The sequence below is a fragment of the Streptomyces scopuliridis RB72 genome (genome assembly GCF_000718095.1).
GTDB lineage: Bacteria > Actinomycetota > Actinomycetes > Streptomycetales > Streptomycetaceae > Streptomyces > Streptomyces scopuliridis.
The window spans coordinates 58,750-82,144 of sequence record NZ_JOEI01000009.1; the positions used below are offsets into that span (position 1 = coordinate 58,750).

Below are 23,395 nucleotides of genomic sequence, written 5' to 3' on the forward strand. Positions count from 1 at the left end.
CGAGCACATCCACGCGAAAACTCCACCCAAAGGTAAGCGGCCGGACACAAATGGTGTCCGGCCGCTGTGAAACGGTTCCGATCAGCTGATCTTGACGGGGTTGAAGACGTCCGCGACCAGGACGAGCAGGGTGAAGCAGATGAAGATCCCCGCCACGACATAGGCGACGGGCATCAGCTTCGCCACATCGAACGGGCCCGGGTCGGGCCGCTTGAACAGCCGTGCGAGCCTGCGCCGCAGGGATTCCCAGAGCGCGCCCGCGATATGCCCGCCGTCGAGGGGCAGCAGCGGCAGCATGTTGAAGAGGAAGAGCGAGAGATTGAAGCCCGCGAGCAGGAACAGCATCATCGCGATCTGGTTCTGCGCCGGGATGTCCAGCGTCATCACCTCGCCGCCGATGCGCGCCGCGCCGACCACGCCGACCGGTGAGTCGTCCTTGCGGGGGCCGTCGCCGAAGGCCGCGCTCCAGAGGTCGGGGATCTTGGAGGGCAGGGCGAGGATCGACTCGACGCCGTCCCCGATCATGGTGCCCATCCGGTCCACGGACTGGGGGAAGGAGAGCGGGACGATCTCGGTGGAGGCGGCGAAGCCGAGATAGCCGGCCGGTACGTACTTGTCCGGGACCACCTCTCCGTTGGAGTCCTTCTCGGCCACCATGTTCTTGCGGAGCGTGGCATGCAGGACCTGCTCGGTGCCGTCGCGCTCGACGGTGATGGCGGCGGGGCCGATCGTCTTACGGATGAGGTTGGAGAGCGTCGACCAGTCCTCGACGCGCTGCCCGTTGAAGGCGACGATCTTGTCGCCCTTCTGGAGACCGGCCGCGCGCGCGGGCGAGACGGGGTCCTTCTTCTCGCAGGTGTCGCGCTTCTCGCTCTGCGAGATCACACACTGCTGGACGCCGGCGACCTCGGTGGTCTGGGTCTGGAAGCCGAAGCTCATCGCCACGCCGATGAAGATCACGGCGGCCAGGACCAGGTTCATGAACGGACCCGCGAACATCACGATCACGCGCTTCCACGGCTTGCGCGTGTAGAAGAGGCGCTTCTCGTCGCCCGGCTCCAGCTCCTCGAAGGCCGCGGAGCGCGCGTCCTCTATCATCCCGCGCCACGGCGAGGTGGAGCGTGCCTCGATCCTGCCGTCGGGGCCCGGCGGGAACATTCCGATCATCCGGATATAGCCGCCCATCGGGATCGCCTTGATCCCGTACTCCGTATCGCCCCTCTTGCGCGACCAGATGGTCGGCCCGAAACCGACCATGTACTGGGGCACGCGGATGCCGAAGAGTTTGGCCGTGGAGAGATGGCCCAGTTCGTGCCAGGCGATGGAGAAGAGCAGCCCCACGACAAAGACGAGAATGCCGAGGACCGTCAACAGGATCGTCATGCGCGAGCCTCCGCTGGCTGTTCTTCACTGAATTTCGCTGCCGCTTCACGGGCCCGGGCGCGGGCCCAGGTCTCCGCTTCGAGGACGTCCGCCACCGTGAGCGAGGTTCCCGTACGGGGGGTGCCGTGCTCCGCGACGACCTCTGTGACCGTATCCATGATTCCGTTGAACGGCAGCCGTCCCGCCAGAAACGCGTCCACGCACTCCTCGTTCGCGGCATTGAACACCGCGGGGGCCGTGCCGCCCAGGGCCCCTACCTGCCGGGCGAGCCCCACCGAGGGGAACGCCTCGGTGTCGAGCGGGAAGAACTGCCAGGTCGAGGCCGTGGTCCAGTCGAAGGCGGGCGCGGCGTCCGGCACCCGCTGGGGCCAGCCGAGACCGACGGCGATCGGCCCACGCATGTCGGGCGGGGTCGCCTGGGCCAGGGTCGAACCGTCGCTGAATTCCACCATCGAGTGGACATACGACTGGGGGTGGACGACGACCTCAATGCGATCGAAGGGAATGTCGTACAGCAGATGTGCCTCGATCACTTCGAGGCCCTTGTTGACGAGGGTCGCCGAGTTGACCGTGATCACCGGGCCCATGGCCCAGGTGGGGTGCGCGAGAGCGTCCTTGGGGGTGACATGCGCCAGCTCGGCCTTCGTACGGCCCCGGAAAGGCCCGCCGGAGGCAGTCACCACCAGCTTGCGCACCTCGGCGCGGGTGCCGGCGGCCAGCGCCTGGAAGAGGGCGGCGTGCTCGGAGTCGACGGGGATGATCTGGCCGGGCCTGGCCACGGCCTTCACGAGGGGTCCGCCGACGATCAGCGATTCCTTGTTGGCGAGCGCGAGCGTACGGCCCGCCGTGAGGGCGGCGAGGGTGGGCGCGAGTCCGATGGAGCCGGTGATGCCGTTGAGCACGGTGTGACAGTCGGACGCCGCCAGCTCGGTGGCGGCGTCGGGCCCCGCGAGGATCTCGGGGAGCGGTTCAGCCGTCCCGTACCGCTCGGCGAGCGCCTCCCGGAGCGCGGGAACGGCCTCCTCGCGCGCGACCGCGACGGTACGGACCCGCAGTCGCCGCGCCTGCTCGGCGAGCAGTTCAACGCGACCGCCGGCGGCGGAGAGCGCGGTGACACGGAAGCGGTCGGGGTTGCGCAGGACCAGGTCGATGGCCTGCGTGCCAATGGATCCGGTGGAGCCGAGGACGACGATGTCCCGGCGGCCTTCGGTCGGATCGAAGGCGATATGCGGATCGGCGAGAGGGGCTGGGCAGTCGCTCATGCCCCCATTCTCACCTCATCCCCGTGCCAGGAGGACAGCGCGCCCCCGCAGGTGTCCCCGTGCGCCGGTCCTTACGGCTTTTTCGCGGCTTCCCCCGCCACCGACCGGAACTTCTGCCACTGCGCCTGGATGATCTCGTCGGGCACTCCCCCGACATCCTTCGTGCCGGTGATCTCGGCGCGGAAGGAGAGCGTGGTGGAGCCGGACCGTACGACGGTCAGATACTCGTACAGCTTCAGCGTGCTTTTCACGTCAAGGAGGGTGAAGCGGTACGCCCTCGCCTCGTCCCCCTCGTCCGGCGCTTTGGCGGGCTCCACCTTCAGATACCTCGCCCGCGCGAGCGCCCGGTCCTCGGTGAACCCGCCCGCGCACTCCCGCCCGGCGGTGGCGAGGGCTTTCATGACGCCGGTCGCGTCCGGTGCGGTGTACGAACGCAGCTGTACGGAGACGGTGAGGCCGAGCAGCTCGTCGGGGATGTCGGCCTTGCGCTGGACCTCGGCGACGGGGTCGAACGCGGTGGCGCCCTTGGCGAGGCTGACGAGCGGCTGGCAGACGGCGGGCTCGGCGGTGTAGTCGTCGCCCAGGGGCGCGCCGAGGGCGTACTCGGAGGTGGTGTACGCGCCGATCTTCTCGCCGTCGGTGAGGGACGCGGCGGTGAGCCGGTCCTCAGTGAGCGGGGCGGGCCCGGTGGCGGAGGCGGAGTGCCCGTCGGCCGGCTTCCCGCTCGTCTTCCCGCCCTTGCCGTCGTCGGCGCTCTGCCCGTCACCACCGCACGCGGCGACCCCGACCAGTATGAGCCCGGCGGCCACCGCCCCAAGATCCAGCCGTGCCCGCCGCTTTCCCGCCTCGAACATCCTTGCCCCCGTTGTCGGTCGTTGGCGCCGAGTTGACGGCGCGACTCCCGATTGTGGGCCATGGGGGCGTGGGTGGGGCGGGCGAGCCCCGGACCGGGGCTCGGATGCGCGCGCTCGGAAGTGCGCGCTCAGAAGTGCGTCGTGATGCCGAACTTCTCGCGGAGCCTGGCCATGTCGTGGCGGTCCCGGTCGGCCGGTTCGTATCCCTGGTGGAAGAGGACCTGTTGCCCGGCCGAAATACACCGGACCGTCGTATCCCCGATGGTGCCCGTCGTGAAGCACTCCGCCGGGTACGCGTAGGGCCGCTCCGGGTCCAGTGACGACTGGAGCGCCGAGCCGTCCGGGGAGAAGGAGAGGGGGTGGAGATCGATCTCCGCGCCCGTCGGGCGGGCGAGAACGAAACGGACCGGGCGCCAGTCCAGAGTCTCGGCGAAGCCCGCGCCGGACAGCGCCTCGATGACACGGGGCTCCTGGTCGGCGCGGTGCAGGAGGTCCAGATCGCGATGGGGGCGTGTCTGGGCGCCGAGCAGGGCGTCGATGCCCCAGCCCCCGGCGATCCAGACGTCCGCGCCGGCCTTCCGCAGCAGGGTCAGCACGGACAGTACGTCGTCGGCGGTCATCACGCGGCGGCACGATACGGCGTCAACTCCGGTCGCCGCCAGTCGATTTCGCGGCCATGGAGCGCACCGGCCCAGAGGAGCGAGTTGGGCCGGGCGCATTGACACACCTCACCCGCGGCCCGATTCTGAGAGCGCTCTCAACCCCACACAGCAGGAGGTAGAGCGTGCTTGGTACCAGAAAGTTGCTCGCGGCACTGGCCGCCGCGGTGATCTTCGCCACGGGGTTCACGGCCGCCGGCCCCGCGGCCCCCGCCGAGGCCGCGGTTCCCACGACCATTCCGCTCACCCTCACGAACAGCTCGGGCCGCGCGGACCCGGTCTACATCTACAATCTCGGCACCCTGCTCACGACGGGCCAGCAGGGCTGGGCCGACGCGAACGGTACGTTCCACGCCTGGCCCGCCGGCGGCAATCCCCCCACCCCGGCGCCCGACGCGTCGATCGCCGGACCCGCCAACGGGCAGTCCGTGACGATCCGGATGCCGAAGTTCTCCGGCAGGGTCTACTTCTCGTACGGCCAGAAGCTCGACTTCAGGCTGACGACCGGCGGGCTGGTGCAGCCCGCGGTGCAGAACCCGTCCGACCCGAACCGGAACATCCTGTTCAACTGGACCGAATACACACTCAATGACGCCGGGCTGTGGATCAACAGCACACAGGTCGATATGTTCTCGGCGCCGTACGCCGTCGGCGTCAAGGCCCCCAATGGCACCACCAAGACCACCGGCCATCTCAAGGCGGGCGGCTACAACGGTTTCTTCGACTCCCTCAGGAGCCAGCCGGGCGGCTGGGCCAATCTGATCCAGACCCGGTCCGACGGCACGGTCCTGCGCGCCCTCTCGCCCGGTCATGGCATCGGGGCCGGCGTCCTGCCCGCCTCCGTGATGGACGACTACATCAACCGGGTGTGGAGCAGATACACCACATCCACACTGACGGTGACACCGTTCACGGACCAGCCGAACACCAAGTACTTCGGCCGGGTATCGGGCAACACCATGAACTTCACCAACAGCGCGGGGGCGGTCGTCACCTCGTTCCAGAAGCCCGACGCCGACTCGATCTTCGGCTGCTACAAGCTGCTGGACGCCCCAAACGACCTCGTACGCGGCCCGATCTCGCGCACGCTCTGCGCGGGGTTCAACCGCTCCACGCTTCTGGCCAACCCCAACCAGCCGGACACGAGTCCGGCGAGCTTCTACCAGGACGGGGTGACCAACCACTACGCCAAGAAGATCCACGAGCGGATGGCCGACGGCAAGGCGTACGCCTTCGCCTTCGACGATGTCGGCAACTACGAGTCACTGGTCCACGACGGCGACCCGCAGCAGGCGTACATCACGCTCGATCCGTTCAACTGACACCGCCGGCCGCGCGCACATGACCGTCCCATGACCGGTCGGTTGAAGCCGGTCATGGGACGGGGCGATGGGTGGGCCGAACGGCCTCACGGGAACAGCAGGATCCCCACCAGGATGAGCACGATGATCGCGATGACGACGGCCATGACCTTCCAGGCCGTGCTGTGGACCGGGGGCGGCCCCTTCGGCCCGCCTCCGCGCGGCCTGTCTTCCGGGAGCTGTGGGTTCTCCGGCCGGCCATGTGCGTAGAAGTCGGCGTCGCTGGCCATGGCAACCCCCTCACAGAGATCGACAAGCCCCGTCCGGTCGGGCGTGAGCCTCGGTAGGTTCCCTACCATTCATCTACATTTTACCCGCAAATCGGGCAAAAACAGAGAAAAGTTTTCGTCGCTGTTCGGCAGGGCACGCGTGGGCCCACACGGAACGGCCGGGTCGCGTCCGTACGCGGACACGACCCGGCCGGGACCCGTCACCTCGGCGGCTCAGTGGATCGGGCGGTGCACGTTCTCCCGCTGGGACGGCCCCGGAGTCGCGTCCGCGATCCAGGGGCCCTCGCCGCTCGGGTCGACGATGCCGGCCTCCAGCCAGGTGTACGTACCGGCCAGGACGCCGTTCACGACCTTGCGGTCCAGATCGTCCGTGTTGGACCAGAGCCGTGTGAACAGCTCCTCGACCCTGATTCGGGCCTGCCGGCAGAAGACGTCCGCCAGCTGGTACGCCTCGCGGCCGTGGTCGCCGCTCGCCCGCATCAGCTCGGCCCGTACGCAGGCCGCGCTCATCGCGAACAGCTCGGCGCCGATGTCCACGATCCGGCCGAGGAAGCCCTGCTTGGTCTCCATCCGGCCCTGCCAGCGCGACATGGCGTAGAAGGTGGAGCGGGCGAGTTTGCGCGCGCTGCGCTCGACATAGCGCAGATGCGTCGACAGGTCCGGGTGGCCCGCCGGGTGGAACTCCGCGTACGAGCCGGGCAGCTGGCCCGGTCCCGCGACCAGCTTCGGCAGCCAGCGGGCGTAGAACCGGCCCGCCTGCGCACCGGCCCGCGCCTTGTCCGAGAGCGACTTGTCGGGATCGATGATGTCGCCCGCGACCGCCAGATGGGCGTCGACCGCCTCGCGCGCGATCAGCAGATGCATGATCTCCGTGGAGCCCTCGAAGATCCGGTTGATGCGCAGATCGCGGAGCATCTGCTCGGCCGGTACGGCACGTTCGCCGCGCGCGGCCAGGGAGTCTGCGGTCTCGAAGCCGCGGCCGCCGCGGATCTGGACCAGTTCGTCGGCCATCAGACAGCTCATCTCGGAGCCGTACAGCTTGGCCAGGGCCGCTTCGATCCTGATGTCGTTGCGGTCCTCGTCCGCCATCTGGGAGGCCAGGTCCACGACCGCCTCCAGCGCGAACGTGGTGGCGGCGATGAACGAGATCTTCGCGCCCACGGCCTCATGGCGGCCGACCGGCTTGCCCCACTGCTCACGGGCGGCCGACCATTCGCGCGCGATTTTGAGACACCACTTGCCCGCGCCCACGCACATCGCGGGCAGCGAGAGCCGGCCGGTGTTGAGGGTGGTGAGGGCGATCTTCAGACCCGCGCCCTCGGGGCCGATGCGGTTCGCGGCGGGGACCCTGACCTGGTGGAAGCGGGTCACGCCGTTCTCCAGACCGCGCAGGCCCATGAAGGCGTTGCGGTTCTCGACCGTGATGCCCGGGGAGCCGGCCTCGACGACGAACGCCGTGATGCCGCCCTTCCTGCCCTCCGTCTTCGGTACGCGCGCCATCACGACGAGCAGATCGGCGACGACTCCGTTGGTCGTCCACAGCTTCACGCCGTCGAGGACGTACGAGTCGCCGTCGGGCACGGCGGTCGTGGCGAGCCGGGCGGGGTCGGAGCCCACGTCCGGCTCGGTGAGGAGGAAGGCCGAGATGTCGGTCCGGGCCAGGCGCGGCAGGAAGGTGTCCTTCTGCTCCTGCGTGCCGAAAATCTTCAGCGGCTGCGGTACTCCGATCGACTGATGAGCGGAGAGCAGCGCGCCGATCGCCGGACTGGCGGAGCCGACCAGGGCCAGGGCCTTGTTGTAGTACATCTGGGTGAGACCGAGCCCGCCGTATTTGGTCTCGATCTTCATGCCGAGCGCGCCCAGCTCCTTGAGGCCGTTGATCACCTCGTCGGGGATCCGGGCCTCGCGCTCGATCCGCGCGCCGTCGATCCTCGTCTCGCTGAACTCGCGGAGCTTCGTCAGGAACTGCTCGCCGCGCTTGACGTCCTCGGACGCGGGCATCGGGTGCGGATGGATGAGATCGAGACGGAAGCGGCCGAGGAACATCTCCTTGGCGAAGCTCGGCTTGCGCCAGCCCTGTTCCCGGGCCGCCTCGGCGACCTGGCGCGCTTCCCGCTCGGAGACCTTGGGTTTGCCCTGGGGTTCCTGCGGTGCGGATGCTGCTGAGGGTGCGGATGGGGCGGACATGAGGAACTCACCTCGCCGCGGAGTCGGGTCCAGTGACGGATCAACCGGCCTGGTACTACTCGTCCGTATCTACCCGATTCCCGCGGCCCGCACCAGTCGTGGCGCGGGCCGCGGGTGCCTCCTCCGCGCTATGTGTCGGACAGCCCTAGAGGGCGAGGCCCGTGAGCACCATGACGCGCTCGTAGGTGTAGTCGTCCATCGCGAACCGCACGCCCTCGCGGCCGACGCCGGACTGCTTGGCACCGCCGTACGGCATCTGGTCGGCGCGGTACGAGGGGACGTCGCCGATGATCACGCCACCGACCTCCAGGCCGCGGTGGGCGCGGAAGGCGGCCTGCAGGTCATGGGTGAACACCCCTGCCTGGAGACCGTACTTCGAGTCGTTGACCTTCTCGAACGCCTCGGTCTCGCTCTCGACCCGGCGCAGGGTGAGGACGGGCCCGAAGACCTCCTCGCAGGAGATCGTGACGTCCGCGGGGACCTCGGAGAGGACGGTCGGCGCGTACGCCGCTCCGTCCCGCTTGCCGCCCGTGAGCAGCTGGGCGCCGGCCCGTACCGCCTCGTCGACCCACGACTCGACGCGCTTGGCCGCGTCCTCGCTGACGAGCGGTCCCACATCGGTGGCGTCGTCGCCGGGGTCGCCGGTGACCTGGGCCTCGACCGCGGCGATGACCTTGGGCACGAGCCGTTCGTACACCGAGGCGTCCGCGATCACGCGCTGGACGGAGATACAGGACTGGCCGCCCTGGTAGTTCGAGAAGGTGGCGATCCGGGTCGCCGCCCAGTCCAGGTCCTGCTCGCTCGCGTAGTCGGCGAGGACGACGGCCGCGCCGTTGCCGCCGAGTTCGAGCGTGCAGTGCTTGCGCGGGACGGAGTCCATGATCGCGAAGCCGACCTTGTCCGAGCCGGTGAAGGAGATCACCGGCAGCCGCTCGTCCTGGACGAGGGCGGGCATCCGGTCGTTCGGCACGGGCAGGACGGACCAGGCGCCGGCCGGCAGGTCGGTCTCGGCCAGCAGCTCGCCGAGGAGGAGACCGGAGAGCGGGGTCGCCGGGGCGGGCTTGAGGATGATCGGGGCGCCGACCGCGATGGCCGGGGCGATCTTGTGGGCGCAGAGGTTGAGCGGGAAGTTGAACGGCGCGATACCGAGGACGACGCCACGGGGGAAGCGGCGGGTCAGGGCGAGGCGGCCGGCGCCGCCCGCGTCGGTGTCGAGACGCTGGGCGTCCCCGCCGTTGAAGCGGCGGGCCTCTTCGGCGGCGAAGCGGAAGACGGAGACGGCGCGGCCGACTTCGCCGCGGGCCCACTTGAGGGGCTTGCCGTTCTCGGCGGAGATCAGCCGGGCGATCTCCTCGGTGCGCTCGACGAGCCTGCGGGAGACATGGTCGAGGGCGGCGGCCCGTACGTGCGCGGGCGTCGCGGCGAACTCGTCCAGGACCGCGTGCGCGGCGGCCACGGCCTCCTCGACCTGGTCCTCGGTCGGCACGGCCACGGTGCCGACGAGCCGGCCGTCCCAGGGGGAGGTGACGTCGAAGGTGTCCTCGCCGGTGGCCTGGCGGCCGGCGAGCCAGAAAGCGTGGGTGGAAGTCATTGCGAGTCCGGGCCCTTCCGAAGAGATGGGGGTGTCTGGTTCCACGGTAGGGGTGCGGGCGATGGTGGTCGTTTGTCCGGGGTGGAGTGATGCGGTGAGAGGAGTGCTACGCATTGTCGTAAGACATCGGCGTAAGCGGTGGCGCTGCGGTGGGAATGGTCCGCTACTCCGTCGAGGGCACGGGCGACGCCGTCGTCTTCAGGGCCAGCCACAGCTCCATCCGTACGTCCGGGTCGTCCAGCGAGCGGCCGAGGATCTCCTCCACCCGGCGCATGCGGTAGCGCAGCGTATGGCGGTGGACCCCGAGGTCGGCCGCCGCCGCGTCCCACTGGCCGTGGCGGGAGAGCCAGGCCCGCAGCGAGGCCACCAGATCCCCGCGGCCCTTCGCGTCGTGCTCGTACAGGGCGCGCAGCATGCCGTCCGCGAAGGCGCGTACCGCGTCGTCCGCGAGCAGCGGGAGGATCGAACCCGCCGCCAGCTCCTCGTGCTCGACCAGCGCGCGGCCGCGCCGGCGCGCCACCGAGAGGGCCTGTTCGGCCTGTTTGTACGCGCCCGCCGCCGCGATCGGGCCCGTCGGCGCGGAGAGCCCGATGACGACCCCGGCCTCTTCGGCCTCGCGTCGCGCGTATCCCTCGCAGGCCGTGACCACCGCCCCGCCGTCCACCGCGAGCACCATGAGCCGTTCCTCGCCGTCCGGGACGGCGAGCACCGCCTCGCCCGCCCGTGCCGCCGCGGCCTCCAGCGCCTCCGCGAGCAGCTGCAGCGGAAGGGCGGTCTCCGGGTCCGGTACGGGCTTGGCCGGCTTCGTGGGCTTCACCGATTCGGCCGATTCCGCGACCAGCAGCCGGAACGGGGCATCGAGCAGGCCCCCGTACAGATCACCGGCCACGGCCCGCGCGTGGTCGGGCTGGCCGGAGAGCAGCATCCGCAGTACGGCCGAGCCGAGCCGCTGCTCGGCGGCCTGAAGGGCGCGCGACCGTTCCGTCGTCAGTGTCAGCAGGGCGATCGCCGAGTGGACCGCGTACCGCTCCGCGGTGCCGAGCGCGGCTCCCGTGCCGACGGCGAGCGCGCCGCGCACCCGTCGGCCCGTGCCGAGGGACTGGAGCTCGACCCGGTCCTCGGCGCAGCCGGACGCCTCGTCCAGCGCGTCGCCCGAGGCCCCGACCACGGCGCTCGCGGGCGCGGGCCGCTCCCGCAGCCGTTCCACCTCGGCGGTCAGCCGGGCGGCCCGGCGCGCGGCCCACTCGGGCGCCGCGGCGACCACGGCGCCCGACGCGTCGTACAGCGCCGCCCAGCCGTCCACATGCGCGGCGAGCCGGGCCAGCAGCGCCGCGGGCCCCTCGGCGAGGGCGGCGCGGGTCAGCTCGCGTTGCGCCTCGAACCCGGCGGTGACCGCGCGGTACTGATCGGCCGCGAGCGCAGCCGACACTGCCTTGCTGATGGCGAGGAAGGGCGTACGCCGGGGGACGGCCAGGAGCGGCAGCCCCGCCTCCCGCGCGGCGTCGACGAGCGCCTCCGGGACGTCCTCGTAGTTCACGCCGACGGCGAAGCCGAGCCCGACGACCCCGGCGCCGACCAGCCTGCGTACATAGCGCCGCATGGCTTCCGGGTCGTCGGCGTCCAGCGTCGTCGCCGTGATGAGGAGCAGTTCACCGCCCTCCATGTACGGCACGGGGTCGGCCAGCTCGCTCGCGTGGACCCAGCGCACGGGCGTCTGGAGCCGGTCCTCCCCCGCACGCACGGTGAGGTTGAGCGCCGAGTGCTGGACGAGCGAGGCGAGGGTGGGCGGCATGGTGGAACCGTAGGGCTTTCGGCGGTGGAGGGGCAGGGCGGCGGCCGGATGACGCCACCTCGGACGATTACGCCGTCCCGTATGAACGGCGCCCCTCAATTCTGCCAGCTTGTACGAGCCGAGGGCCGGGGTGGCGTGGCCGGGCCGACGGTCGCCGGGGCCGGGTGATGCCGACGCCGCGGTCGGCTCCGCGGGATCAGCTCCGCAGATCCACCAGCAGGGGCGGCGCGTGGTCGCCCCCCACCGTCCGCAGCGACAGCACCGCGTGCCCTGCGGGCACCGAGTGCGCCAGCTCGGAGGCCGACCAGCGCTCGCGCTCGACCTTCCGTACGGTCACCGCGTCCGTCGTCACGGCCTTGCCGGTGACCAGCTTCCGGAACGCGTGAATGGCCCGGGTCAGCGGCTGGTCGGCGAAGACCGTGCGCTGGGTGACGTCCCGGGTCTCCACCCACTCCGTACCCCAGGCCTCCGCGAAGCGCTTGCCGTCCCAGGTGGTGATCCCGGAGAAGGCCATCCGGCAGCCGACGGCCCCGAGGAGCGCGGTGTGCAGCGCCTCCGGCACATCGTCGAGCGTGCGCAGGGTGAGCAGCGCGCCCGCGTTCACCGACCGCAGCCGCTGCACCCCGCGCAGGGTCTGGCCGGTGAGGGTGCGGGTCGCGTCGTCCAGAACGAGACAGGCGAAAAGCGAGCGGTCGGCGCGTACGGCGGCGTTCGCCGTGAACTGGGCGAGGACGAGCCGGGCCAGCATCCGCGAGGCCTCGGCGTGTCCGCGCTCGGGCAGGTCGATACGGACCCGGAGCGGATGCTCCAGGGTGCGCAGCGAGAACGGCCGGGTCCTGCCGCTGGTGTCGAAGAAGCCCGCGAACGCCGGGCGGTCGAGCAGCGCGATCCGGTCGGCGAGCGCGCCGCCCGCGTCCCCGGGGGCCCCGGACTGCCGTTCCCTCGTGTCGAGTTCACGCCGCATGGCGTGGTGGCCCTCGGCGTCGAGCGCCTCGCGCAGGGCGGCCAGCGCGGCGGGCGTGCCGTCGAGCAGCTCGCGCAGCTCCGGTACGGCGGGCAGCCGGCCGTGCGCGGCACGGAACGGGCCGAGCAGCTGCGCGAGCGCGGTGGTGGCCCGCCTGCTGTCGGTGTCCGTGAGATCGCCGACGAGGCCCTCGGCGAGTACGGCGGCGGCCTCGTCCGGGTCGTTCGTCCCCCCGTAGAGATCGAGGTCGTACACCGATTCCGGGTCGCCGAGCCGGACCACGACGTCGTAGGCGCTGTCGGGGCCGAGCTGGGTTCCGGCGGCGCAGACGGCGATGACGACGGCCTGTCCCGCGAGCGCCTGGAGGGAGAGCGACTCGACGACCGGCCGGACGAGGGCGTGTGTCTTGCCCGCGCCCGGCGGCCCCACGGCCAGCAGCGAGGTCCCCAGCAGGACCGGATCCAGCGCGAGGCCCGTCCCGCGCCGGGGATACGGATTGCGCTCCCCGTCATGGACCGTGCCGAGCCGGACCTGTCGTAGGAGCAGATCGTGGCGGGCCGCGCGGACGGGCAGGTCGCGCTTGCCGGACGGGTGGACGCAGGCCGCGGCGCCTTGGCCCCGCACGGCCTCGGCGAACGCCGTGAGCCGGGAGGGATCGGCCCGTACGGAGTGCCAGGCGCGCCGGATCCGGGCGTAGTCGACATCGTTCATCCGCCCCTCCCGCACCTCGGCGGCGAGCCGCGCGGCGGTCTCGCCCTGGCCGGCGGCCCGGAGCTGGGGCCACTCGGCGAGATCGTCCTCGGGCTCGGGGGGCGGCGGCGCGGTCTCCTTCGGCGCGGCTCCGGGGACCCGGCCGAGGACGCGGCGGGCGAGTTCGGGCCAGCGGCCGAGCCGTCCGAAGAGGACCAGGAGTCCGCCGATGACCAGCGCGTAGTAGATGCCCTGAGCGATGGCACCTTCCTGCGTACCGATCCACCAGTGGTCCGGAGTAAGGAGAAAAAGCGGCCAGAGCCAGAAACTGCCCAGATAGCCGTTCGACAGCAGCGACCACAGCAGCAGGCCCGCGAGGAGCGAGATCAGTGCTCCGCTGATCAGCTGCCGCACCGGCGTGCGCTCCGGCTCCTCCGGGGGGCGCGGCCTGTGTCCGTACGCCCAGGTCCCGGGCGCGTCCGCGGCACGCGGCTCGCGGAGCCACTCCCGCAGGGTCGGGCCGGTGTCCGGCGCGTGGGCGGGCGCGGGCGGGGACGCGGAAAGGGGAGCAGCTTCGTAAGGCGCCGAGGGCGGCATGGGTGGCGGCCCTGCCGGGCGCGGCACGGGATGGGCGTGGGTGCCCCGTGAGTCGTGCGTGCCGTCGGTGTCCATCGGTACTCCTTCACGGGGAACCACCGGTTTCAGCCGGTGGGGAATACGGTCCCTCAACTCGTTGGCGCGGAGCGTCACCACTGCGCTACGTTCTGTATTGCGCCGTTGGGTGCCGGTCAGGGCTTGGCCGTCATGAGGCCGCCACGGCGGCCAAGTGAGAAGCCCCCTCCCTCGGAGGGGGAGGAGTCACGAACCCCTGCCCCCTGTGTGCAGTGGTGCTGTCCGCCCTGTGCACCCCGTCAATGTAGTGCCACGCCAATACATTTGACGGGGTGCACAGGTTCCGTGCGTCCGGGGGCGTTGCCCGCCCCTCCCCGCCCCGGACAGCGGGCCCCGCCCCGTCTCACTATGTCCGTCACGGACAACGACACGCCCCCGTTACTACCGAACGGCGCATGCCCGCACCCCTCCCGCACCCCTAGCCTGCGAAGAAAGCCGAAGAAAGACCCCGGAAACACCCCCAGGAGCCCCTCATGACCGCCATTCCGCAGGAGCGCCGCCTCGTCACCGCCGTCCCCGGTCCGAAGTCGCAGGAGCTGCAGGCCCGCCGTACCGCCGCGGTCGCCGGTGGCGTCGGGTCCGTGCTGCCCGTGTTCGCCGCCCGCGCCGGCGGCGGGATCCTTGAGGACGTGGACGGCAACCGGCTGATCGACTTCGGTTCCGGGATCGCCGTGACCTCGGTCGGTGCCAGCGCCGAGGCCGTCGTACGCCGCGCCTCCGCCCAGCTCGCGGACTTCACCCACACCTGTTTCATGGTCACGCCGTACGAGGGGTACGTCGAGGTCTGTGAGCGGCTCGCCGAGCTGACGCCGGGTGACCACGCGAAGAAGTCCGCGCTGTTCAACTCCGGCGCCGAGGCCGTCGAGAACGCCGTGAAGATCGCCCGCTCGTACACCAAGCGCCAGGCGGTGGTCGTGTTCGACCACGGCTATCACGGCCGTACGAACCTCACCATGGCGCTGACCTCGAAGAACATGCCGTACAAGAACGGCTTCGGGCCGTTCGCCCCGGAGATCTACCGGGTGCCGGTCGCCTATGGCTACCGCTGGCCGACCGGTCCCGAGAACTGCGGCCCCGAGGCGTCCGCCCAGGTCATCGACCAGATCAGCAAGCAGATCGGCGCCGACAACGTCGCCGCGATCATCATCGAGCCGTTGCTCGGCGAGGGCGGCTTCATCGAGCCGGCCAAGGGCTTCCTGCCCGCGCTCGCGAAGTTCGCCAAGGACAACGGGATCGTGTTCGTGGCGGACGAGATCCAGTCCGGCTTCTGCCGTACCGGCCAGTGGTTCGCGTGTGAGGACGAGGGCGTCGTCCCCGACCTGATCACCACCGCGAAGGGCATCGCGGGCGGTCTGCCGCTCGCCGCCGTCACCGGCCGCGCCGAGATCATGGACGCCGCGCACGCGGGCGGCCTCGGCGGTACGTACGGCGGCAACCCGGTGGCCTGCGCCGCCGCGCTCGGTGCCATCGAGACGATGCGGGAGCTGGACCTCGTCGCGAAGGCCCGCCGTATCGAGACGGTCATGAAGGGCCGGCTCTCCGCGCTGCGCGAGAAGTACGACCTCATCGGTGACGTCCGCGGCCGGGGCGCGATGATCGCGATCGAGCTGGTGAAGGACCGGGAGACCAAGGAGCCGGCCCCGGAGGCGACCGCCGCGCTCGCCAAGGCGTGCCACGCGGCGGGGCTACTGGTCCTGACCTGTGGCACTTACGGCAATGTGCTGCGCTTCCTGCCGCCGCTGGTGATCGGCGAGGACCTGCTGAACGAGGGCCTGGACATCATTGAGCAGGCGCTCGCCACCGTCTGAGCTGCCGGAACGGCGGACCGGGAGCGGAACGCCGGCCCCGGTCCGCCACACCTGTCAGGGCCTGTGAAGAACGTGTGCGAGGCCGATGGCGGGATGCGTTTCGGGCTGTCGGTGCCCGCGCGCCTCACGTACGGTTTCCGCAGATGAGAGAAACACCCCGCTCGCAGGGGACTGCGGGCGACACCAGGGCGGGGCATCCCCAGCGCCGCTTTGGTCGTGCCTTCGCGCACACCACTGGAGCCTCCGGCTCTGGAACACCTCACCGATCGGATGGCCGCCCGCCCCAAACCCCCCGGGGCGTGCGGCACACCGGTCCGTACGGCCGCCCTGGAACTACCCCCCCTGTTCCAGGGCGGCCGGCTTTTCTCTCCCCCGGCCCCCTGCGCTTCTGGATTCCCTTCGCGCTGTGCGCGGCCGTCTTCACGCTCGTGACCTGGCAGGTCTCCGCCGGCGGCCCGCTGCTCCCGGCAGATGAGCGGCTGAGTCACGCGCTCGCGGGCCAGGGGCCCAGACCATTGACGGAACTCCTCGCCGATCTCGGCAGCATGCTCGTCGCCGTGCCCGTGCTGGCCGTGGCGATCGGATACGCGCTGTGGCGCGGGCAGCGAGCGCGACCGCTGATGGCCGGGGTCGCGATGGCCGCCGTCCCTCTCCTGGTCGTACCCCTCAAGATCTGGATCGACCGGCCGGGCCCGCTCACCGACGCCACCGGGTACTACCCGTCCGGGCACACGGCGACGGCGATGGTCGCGTACGGCGGCGCCGCCCTGCTCCTCGCTCCCCACGCGCCACGGAAATGGGCGACGCCCGCCGCCGTCCTGCTCACCCTGGCGACGGGCATCGGTCTCATACTGCGTGGCTACCACTGGCCGCTGGACGTCCTCGGCAGCCTGGCCCTCTGCGGGATGCTGCTCCTGGCTCTGAAGCGGGCACTCCGCGCGGCCGGATCGCGCGATCTCAGCCGAAGTACGCGTCGAAGTTCCGGGAAAACTCCCACTGGTTGAAGCGGTCCCAGTTGATCGACCAGGTCATCAGTCCGCGCAGGGCGGGCCAGGTGCCATGGGTCTGGTACGAGCCGCAGTCGGTCTTCTTGGTCAGGCAGTTCAGCGCCTTGTTCACCTCTGCCGGCGGCGTGTGGCCGTTGCCCGCCTGGGTCGAGGCCGGCAGACCGATGGCCACCTGGTCGGGGCGGAGCGCCGGGAAGACCTTCGTGGCGTCACCGGCGACCGGGAAGCCGGTGAGCAGCATGTCGGTCATGGCGATATGGAAATCAGCGCCGCCCATCGAGTGGTACTGGTTGTCCAGGCCCATGATCGGGCCGGAGTTGTAGTCCTGGACGTGCAGCAGGGTGAGATCGTCGCGCAGCGCGTGGATCACCGGGAGATACGATCCGGCGCGCGGGTCCTGGCCGCCCCAGGGGCCGGATCCGTAGTACTGGTAGCCGAGCTGGACGAAGAAGGTCTCGGGGGCCATGGTGAGGACGAAGTCCGCGCCGTACTTGGCCTTGAGGGTCTTGATCGCGGAGATCAGATTGACGACGACCGGGGTCGTGGGGTTGCGGAAGTCGGTGTCACCGGTGTTCAGCGAGAGCGAGTGGCCCTCGAAGTCGATGTCCAGGCCGTTCAGACCGTACTCGTCGATGATCTTGGATACCGAGGAGACGAAGGTGTCGCGGGCGGCGGTGGTGGAGAGCTGGACCTGGCCGTTCGCGCCGCCGATGGAGATCAGGACCTTCTTGCCCGCGGCCTGCTTGGCCTTGATCGCCGCCTTGAACTCGGCGGCGGACTCGACGTTCGGGCATTCGGCGGCCGGGCAGAGGCTGAAGCGGATATCGCCGGAGGTGACCGAGGTGGGTTCACCGAAGGCGAGGTTGATGACGTCCCACGAGGCGGGCACATCGGCCATCCGCGTATAGCCGGAGCCGTTGGCGAAGCTGGAGTGCAGATAGCCGACCAGCGCGTGGGCGGGCAGGTCCGTGCCGCCTCCTCCGCCGCCGCCCGAGGCGGAGGTGGTCGCGGTGACGGCGGGCGAGAGCGTGGACGCGCCGGCGGCGTTGGTCGCGGCGACCTGGAAGCTGTACGCCGTGGCCGGGCTGAGTCCGGTGACGGTCGCCGAGGTGCCGCTGACATCCAGGGCTTTGGCGCCGCCCCGGTAGACGGTGTAGCCGGTGGCTCCCGTGACGGGCGCCCAGGAGAGCGCCACGGACGTCGAGGTGACGCTGTCCGCCTTCAGGCCGGTGGGGACGGCCGGGGGCTGTTCGGGGGCGCCGCCCGGACCGACGAGGGTGAGGTCGTCGGCGTAGTAGGCGGGCGTGCCGTACCACCCATGGGTGTAGATGGTCACGGAGGTGGTGCCCGGACCGGTGCGGAAGCTCGTGGTCAGCTTCTGCCAGTCGGGCGCGGACTGCGTCCAGGTCGAGACATCGGTGGTGCCGGTGCCGGAGGCGCCGAGATAGACGTAGCCGCCCCGGACCCAGGAGCTCAGTGTGTACGCGGAGTCCGGCCGGACCGTGACGGTCTGCGAGCACTTGGCGTTGTCGTTGCCCGCGGGGGTCCCCTTGAGCGCGCCGCTGCCGCCGTGCACGGGGGTGGTGACGACGGAGCCGCTGCCCGCCGTACAGCTCCAGCCGGTCAGGCCGGACTCGAAGCCGCCGTTACGGGCGATGTCCGCGTCGGCGGCCCGTGCCGTCTGGGCGGCGGCGACGAGTCCGCCGGCGGTGAGCACGGCGGCCGCGAGGGCGGCCACCAGTCTTGGGTACAGAGCAGGACGTCTGGTGCGTTCCACAACTGCCTCCGGGCATGGGGGAAATGAGGTGGCGGAGCGCGCACAGCATGGTCCAGACCAATTGGTTGGTCAAGACCTGTGACAGCGCCGCCCGGGAACCGCCCCACCCCCCTCAGGTCACCCGGCGCCGTCCTCCCCGCCGCCCCCCGCTCCTGTCTCCCGCCGCGAGGTTCGCCGCCGCCTCGTGCATCGCCAGTTCCAGCAGCGACGCGTCGGTGAGCGTGCCCGAGCCGTCCGGCGGGATCAGCCAGCGCATGCCGCCGCTCGCCCGCCCCGGGTACGGCACGACGATCCAGGTGCCGGAGCCCGCGCCGCGTACGCCCGTACCGAGCCAGCGCGCGACCGTGCCCGGCGGCACGAAGAACCCCATCCGGGAGTCGCCGAAGCCGGCGAGTACGGGCCCCGGCCGGTCGACGAGCCTGGTCAGCACGTCGAGGGTCGGATAGCCCAGCTCGCCGGGGAGGATCAGTACGTCCCAGCGCCGGCCGGCGGGCAGGAGCGCCACCCCGAGCGGGTTGCGCTCCCACTCCCACCGGCAGGCTTCGGGATCCGGTGCCACCGAAGTCAGCCACCACACCGCGTTGTTCGCCCCTGAGCCGGTCATCTCCCCGGCCTCCCCTCCGTGTTGCTGGACAATCTGTCCACAAGGGGGAGACACGAGGGGTGCCGGTCGATTACGCGAGTTCGGCCGGCGATCTTGTGGTGATGTGGATCACCGGGTCCCGGCGGCGCGGCTCAGCTGTCGAAACCGAGGCCCAGCCGGTCCATGGTCCGCAGCCACAGATTGCGCCGTCCGCCCCTGGCGTCCGCGCGGGCCAGCGACCATTTGGTGAGGCCGATCCCGGCCCAGGCGGCCGGTTCCGGCGGGAACGGCAGCGGCTTGCTCCTGACCATCTCCAGCGCGGTGCGCTCGGTCCGTTCGCCCGCCAGGAGATCGAGCATCACCTCCCCGCCGAAGCGGGTCGCCCCGACACCGAGCCCGGTGTACCCGGCCGCGTACGCGACCCGGCCGTCGTACGCCGTACCGAAGAAGGCCGAGAAGCGCGAACAGGTGTCGATGGCACCGCCCCAGGCATGGCTGAAGCGCACCCCCTCCAGCTGCGGGAAGCAGCGGAAGAAGTGGGTGGCGAGTTTGAGATAGGTCTCCGGACGGTGGTGGAGCGCGGTGTCGAGCCGGCCGCCGTACGGGTAGATCGCGTCGTAACCGCCCCACAGGATGCGGTGGTCGTCGGTGATCCGGAAGTAGTGGAACTGATTGGCGCTGTCGCCGAGCCCCTGACGGTTCTTCCAGCCGATCGCGGCGCGCTGCTCCTCGGTCAGCGGCTCGGTCATCAGCGCGTAGTCGTAGACCGGGACGGTGTACGGACGTACCCGTCGGACCAGCGAGGGGAACACATTCGTGCCGAGCGCGACCTTGCGCGCGAAGACCCGGCCGTACGGCGTACGCACGGCCATCCCGGAGCCGGCCGCGGATCTGGCACGCGCCAGCTCCAGCCCGCGGGTGTTCTCGTAGAGACGTACCCCGAGCTCCGCGCAGGCGCGCTTCAGGCCCCACGCGAGCTTGGCCGGGTGCAGCATGGCGACGCCGCGCCGGTTCCACAGCCCGCCCAGGAACGTCGGCGAGTCGACCTCGGCGCGCACCGCGTCCCGGTCGAGCGGCTCCAGACCGGTGTGGCCGAGGCGACTCGCCTCCTCGTACAGCTCATGGAGGTCGTCCAGTTGGTACGGCTCGGTGGCGATGTCGATCTCGCCGGTGCGCTCGAAGGAGCAGTCGATGGCGTAGCGGGCGACGGTCGCCTCGATGGCGTCGAGATTGCGCTCGCCCAGCTCCTCCAGCTTCCGCAGCTCACCCGGCCAGCGCGCGAGCCCGTTGCTGAAGCCGTGGGTGAGGGAGGCGGCGCAGAAGCCGCCGTTGCGGCCGGAGGCGGCCCAGCCCACCTCGCGGCCCTCGATCAGTACGACGTCCCGTTCCGGGTCGCGTTCCTTGGCGAGCAGCGCGGTCCACAGGCCGCTGTAGCCGCCGCCGATGACGAGCAGATCGCAGTGTTCGTCGCCGGTGAGGGCCGGCAGGGCACCCGGCCTGCCGGGGTCGTCCAGCCAGTACGGGACCGGCCGCGCGTCGGAGAGTGATGCGGCGGAGAGCGCCGCGCCGGCGGTACGCATGGCGCTTGGGGCCATGTCTTCCAACTCCTTCAGGGGGATGACGAGATCCGCTCAGGTGGTGGCGGCGGTCTTCTTCCGCCGGTTGCTGACCAGCTGGCCGCCGACCACCAGCAGTACGGCGACGATGAACATGGCCGTGCCGATGACATTGATCTGCACCGGCGTGCCGCGCTGCGCGGAGCCCCAGACGAACATGGGGAAGGTCACGGTCGAGCCGGCGTTGAAGTTGGTGATGATGAAGTCGTCGAAGGAGAGCGCGAAGGCGAGCAGCGCGCCCGCCGCGATCCCGGGCGCGGCGATCGGCAGCGTGACCCGTACGAAGGTCTGCACGGGCCCCGCGTAGAGGTCCCGCGCCGCCTCCTCCAGCCGTGGGTCCATCGACATGACGCGCGCCTTGACGGCGGTCACCACAAAACTGAGGCAGAACATGATGTGTGCGATCAGCACGGTCCAGAAGCCGAGCCGCGCGCCCAGGTTGAGGAAGAGCGTCAGCAGCGAGGCGGCCATCACGACCTCGGGCATCGCCATCGGCAGGAAGATCAGTGAGTTGATCGAGCCGCGCGCCCGGAAGCGGTAGCGGACCAGCGCGAACGCGATCATCGTGCCCAGGACGGTGGCACCGAGCGTCGCCCAGGCGGCGATCTGGAACGAGAGCGTCAGCGAACCGCAGAGATCGGCGACTCCGCAGGGATCCTTCCAGGCGTCCAGCGAGAAGCGCTGCCAGGAGTAGTTGAAGCGCCCGTTCGGCTTGTTGAAGGAGAAGACCATCACGACGAGGTTGGGCACGATCAGATAGCCGAGCGTCAGCACGCCCGCGATGACGACGATGTTGCGTCGGAGCCAGCGCATCAGACCAGGTCCTCCGTCCCTGCTCGGCGGATGTAGAAGGTGACCATCAGCAGGACGATCGCCATGAGGATGAACGAGAGCGCGGCGGCCGTCGGATAGTCCAGGACCCGCAGGAACTGCGTCTGGATGACGCTGCCCACCATCTTCGTGTCGGTGGAGCCGAGCAGTTCGGCGTTGACGTAGTCCCCGCTCGCCGGGATGAAGGTGAGCAGGGTGCCGGAGACGACTCCCGGCATGGAGAGCGGGAAGGTCACCTTCCGGAACGTGGTCAGCGGCCTGGCGTACAGATCGCCCGCGGCCTCGTGCAGCCGCCCGTCGATGCGCTCCAGCGAGGTGTAGAGGGGCAGGATCATGAAGGGCAGGAAGTTGTAGGTGAGCCCGCAGACCACCGCCATGGGCGTGGCGAGTACGCGGTTGCCCTCGGTCCAGCCGAGCCAGCTGGTCACGTCCAGCACATGGAGGGAGTCCAGGATGCCGACGACCGTGCCGCCGTCCGCGAGGATCGTCTTCCAGGCGAGCGTGCGGATCAGGAAGCTGGTGAAGAACGGCGCGATGACCAGGACCAGCAGCAGATTGCGCCAGCGTCCGGCCTTGAAGGCGATGAGATACGCGAGCGGATAGCCGAGCAGCAGACACAGGATCGTGGCGGTGCCCGCGTACAGCAGGGAGCGCACGAACTGCGGGTAGTACTCCTGGAGCGCGTCCCAGTAGGTCGCGAAGTGCCAGGTGACCTGGAAGCCCTTCTCCAGGGAGCCGGTCTGTACGGAGGTCGAGGCCTGGTAGACCATCGGCAGCGCGAAGAAGACCAGCAGCCAGAGGATGCCCGGGAGCAGCAGCCAGTACGGGACGAGCCGCTTGCGCGTGGACGCCTTGCGTACCGGCGGTTCCGGCGGGGTGGCGGGCGCGGCGGGAGGCGCCTCGGTGATCGTCACGAGACCTCCTCGTCCACCGTCTCGATGCCCGCGTCAATATCCTGGGCCGCGTCCAGCCCGAAGCTGTGCGCCGGGTTCCAGTGCAGGACCACCTCGGCGCCGGGGGCGAGCCGGCTGTCCCGCTCGATGTTCTGCGCGTACACCTCGAACTCCGGGCAGACCGGGCTGTCGATCACATACTGCGTGGAGACCCCGATGAAGCTGGAGTCGGCTATCCGTCCGGTGATCCGGTTGCGGCCGTCGGGGATGGTGCCCGCGTCGTCCGCGTGCGCCAGCGAGATCTTCTCGGGCCGGATGCCGACCAGCAGCCGGCCGCCGCTCGCGGTGGGGGCGGAGCAGCGTCCCGCGGGCAGCCGCAGTTTGGCGCCGCCCGCCGTGACCACCACCTCGTCGCCGTGGATCTCGGCGACCTCGGCCTCGATGAGGTTGGAGGTGCCGAGGAAGTTGGCGACGAAGGTGGTCTCCGGGTTCTCGTAGAGATCGGCGGGGCTGCCCAGCTGCTCGACCAGACCGCCGTTCATCACCGCGACCGTGTCGGCCATCGTCATGGCCTCCTCCTGGTCGTGGGTGACATGGATGAAGGTGATGCCGACCTCGGTCTGGATGCGCTTCAGCTCCAGCTGCATCTGCCGGCGCAGCTTGAGGTCGAGGGCGCCGAGCGGTTCGTCGAGCAGCAGCACCTGCGGATGGTTGATCAGTGCGCGGGCGACGGCGACGCGCTGCTGCTGGCCGCCGGAGAGCTGGTGCGGCTTGCGCTTGGCGAAGTCGCCGAGCTGGACGAGATCGAGCATCTCGCCGACCTGCCCGCGTACGGACTTGATGCCGCGGCGGCGCAGCCCGAAGGCGACGTTCTCGTAGATGTCGAGGTGCGGGAAGAGCGCGTAGCTCTGGAAGACGGTGTTGACCGGCCGCTTGTACGGGGGCAGGCCGGTGACGTCCTTGTCGCCCAGGAAGACCGTGCCGGTGGTCGGCTCCTCCAGGCCCGCGATCATCCGCAGGGTGGTGGTCTTGCCGCACCCCGACGCGCCGAGGAGAGCGAAGAAGGAGCCCTGCGGCACGGTGAGATCGAGCGGCTTGACGGCGTGGAAGGAGCCGTACGTCTTGCTGATCCCGGACAGGCGGACGTCGCCGCCGCCCCGGCTGGTGGATGCAGTCTCTGTCATGGGTAACGGTCCCGGGGATGAGAGAGGTGGACGGGCTGAGACCAGGCCGTC

Annotated in this window: 18 protein-coding genes; 3 read left to right on the forward strand and 15 right to left on the reverse strand. The window is 70.5% G+C overall.

Annotated elements, in window-relative coordinates; translation table 11 throughout:
* Positions 1-81: 81 nt before the first annotated feature.
* The 4 genes from IF11_RS0112915 to IF11_RS0112930 all read right to left on the reverse strand — a co-directional run bounded on the left by IF11_RS0112915 (position 82) and on the right by IF11_RS0112930 (position 4,119).
* The gene (locus tag IF11_RS0112915) at positions 82-1,383 is read right to left on the reverse strand and encodes a M50 family metallopeptidase (RefSeq protein WP_030351687.1); all 1,302 of its coding nucleotides are present in this window, start codon (positions 1,381-1,383) and stop codon (positions 82-84) included.
* Positions 1,380-2,645 (reverse strand): 1-deoxy-D-xylulose-5-phosphate reductoisomerase, encoded by a 1,266-nt coding sequence (gene dxr, locus IF11_RS0112920; RefSeq protein WP_030351688.1) that lies wholly within the window; start codon positions 2,643-2,645, stop codon positions 1,380-1,382. Before dxr ends, IF11_RS0112915 begins: the two co-directional genes overlap by 4 nt.
* A 71-nt stretch (positions 2,646-2,716) precedes the next feature.
* Positions 2,717-3,499, reverse strand: coding sequence for a hypothetical protein (locus tag IF11_RS0112925; RefSeq protein WP_030351689.1), 783 nt, complete (start codon positions 3,497-3,499; stop codon positions 2,717-2,719).
* Between the two features lie 128 nt (positions 3,500-3,627).
* Entirely contained in the window at positions 3,628-4,119 is a 492-nt protein-coding gene (locus IF11_RS0112930) for a nucleotidyltransferase domain-containing protein (RefSeq protein WP_030351690.1), read from the reverse strand.
* Positions 4,120-4,283: 164 nt separating this feature from the next.
* Here IF11_RS0112930 and IF11_RS0112935 point away from each other — a divergent pair, with 164 nt between their 5' ends.
* Positions 4,284-5,480: a glycoside hydrolase family 64 protein gene (locus tag IF11_RS0112935; protein ID WP_030351691.1), complete on the forward strand. Its 1,197-nt coding sequence runs from the start codon at positions 4,284-4,286 to the stop codon at positions 5,478-5,480.
* A gap of 86 nt (positions 5,481-5,566) precedes the next feature.
* Here the strand turns inward: IF11_RS0112935 and IF11_RS0112940 are convergent, their stop codons facing one another.
* The 5 genes from IF11_RS0112940 to IF11_RS0112965 all read right to left on the reverse strand — a co-directional run bounded on the left by IF11_RS0112940 (position 5,567) and on the right by IF11_RS0112965 (position 13,645).
* Entirely contained in the window at positions 5,567-5,749 is a 183-nt protein-coding gene (locus IF11_RS0112940; RefSeq protein WP_030351692.1) for a hypothetical protein, read from the reverse strand.
* A gap of 213 nt (positions 5,750-5,962) precedes the next feature.
* A complete protein-coding gene (locus IF11_RS0112945; RefSeq protein ID WP_030351693.1) occupies positions 5,963-7,936 on the reverse strand; it encodes an acyl-CoA dehydrogenase family protein in 1,974 nt (657 codons plus the stop codon).
* 145 nt (positions 7,937-8,081) lie between these two features.
* Complete coding sequence (locus IF11_RS0112955) at positions 8,082-9,527, reverse strand: aldehyde dehydrogenase family protein (protein ID WP_030351694.1); 1,446 nt, start codon at positions 9,525-9,527, stop codon at positions 8,082-8,084.
* Between the two features lie 163 nt (positions 9,528-9,690).
* On the reverse strand, positions 9,691-11,319 hold the full coding sequence (locus IF11_RS0112960; RefSeq protein WP_030351695.1) for a PucR family transcriptional regulator: 1,629 nt from the start codon (positions 11,317-11,319) through the stop codon (positions 9,691-9,693).
* A gap of 196 nt (positions 11,320-11,515) precedes the next feature.
* On the reverse strand, positions 11,516-13,645 hold the full coding sequence (locus tag IF11_RS0112965; protein ID WP_030351696.1) for a DEAD/DEAH box helicase family protein: 2,130 nt from the start codon (positions 13,643-13,645) through the stop codon (positions 11,516-11,518).
* A gap of 473 nt (positions 13,646-14,118) precedes the next feature.
* Here IF11_RS0112965 and gabT point away from each other — a divergent pair, with 473 nt between their 5' ends.
* On the forward strand, positions 14,119-15,453 hold the full coding sequence (gene gabT / locus IF11_RS0112970; RefSeq protein ID WP_030351697.1) for a 4-aminobutyrate--2-oxoglutarate transaminase: 1,335 nt from the start codon (positions 14,119-14,121) through the stop codon (positions 15,451-15,453).
* 428 nt (positions 15,454-15,881) lie between these two features.
* Positions 15,882-16,457, forward strand: coding sequence for a phosphatase PAP2 family protein (locus IF11_RS0112975; RefSeq protein WP_420894586.1), 576 nt, complete (start codon positions 15,882-15,884; stop codon positions 16,455-16,457).
* On the opposite strand, the gene IF11_RS0112980 is transcribed toward IF11_RS0112975, so the two are convergent.
* The 6 genes from IF11_RS0112980 to IF11_RS0113005 form a co-directional block, all read right to left on the reverse strand.
* Positions 16,411-18,237, reverse strand: a complete 1,827-nt coding sequence (locus tag IF11_RS0112980; RefSeq protein WP_030351699.1) for a chitinase — start codon at positions 18,235-18,237, stop codon at positions 16,411-16,413. The two genes, IF11_RS0112975 and IF11_RS0112980, sit on opposite strands and share 47 nt — an antisense overlap.
* A gap of 112 nt (positions 18,238-18,349) precedes the next feature.
* Positions 18,350-18,841: a hypothetical protein gene (locus IF11_RS0112985; protein WP_030351700.1), complete on the reverse strand. Its 492-nt coding sequence runs from the start codon at positions 18,839-18,841 to the stop codon at positions 18,350-18,352.
* A gap of 131 nt (positions 18,842-18,972) precedes the next feature.
* A complete protein-coding gene (locus IF11_RS0112990; protein ID WP_030351701.1) occupies positions 18,973-20,415 on the reverse strand; it encodes an NAD(P)/FAD-dependent oxidoreductase in 1,443 nt (480 codons plus the stop codon).
* Positions 20,416-20,451: 36 nt separating this feature from the next.
* Entirely contained in the window at positions 20,452-21,249 is a 798-nt protein-coding gene (locus IF11_RS0112995) for an ABC transporter permease (protein WP_030351702.1), read from the reverse strand.
* Positions 21,249-22,181, reverse strand: coding sequence for an ABC transporter permease (locus IF11_RS0113000; protein ID WP_030351703.1), 933 nt, complete (start codon positions 22,179-22,181; stop codon positions 21,249-21,251). The genes IF11_RS0112995 and IF11_RS0113000 overlap by 1 nt, the downstream gene beginning before the upstream one ends.
* The gene (locus IF11_RS0113005; RefSeq protein WP_030351704.1) at positions 22,178-23,344 is read right to left on the reverse strand and encodes an ABC transporter ATP-binding protein; all 1,167 of its coding nucleotides are present in this window, start codon (positions 23,342-23,344) and stop codon (positions 22,178-22,180) included. The genes IF11_RS0113000 and IF11_RS0113005 overlap by 4 nt, the downstream gene beginning before the upstream one ends.
* Between the last annotated feature and the right edge of the window lie 51 nt (positions 23,345-23,395).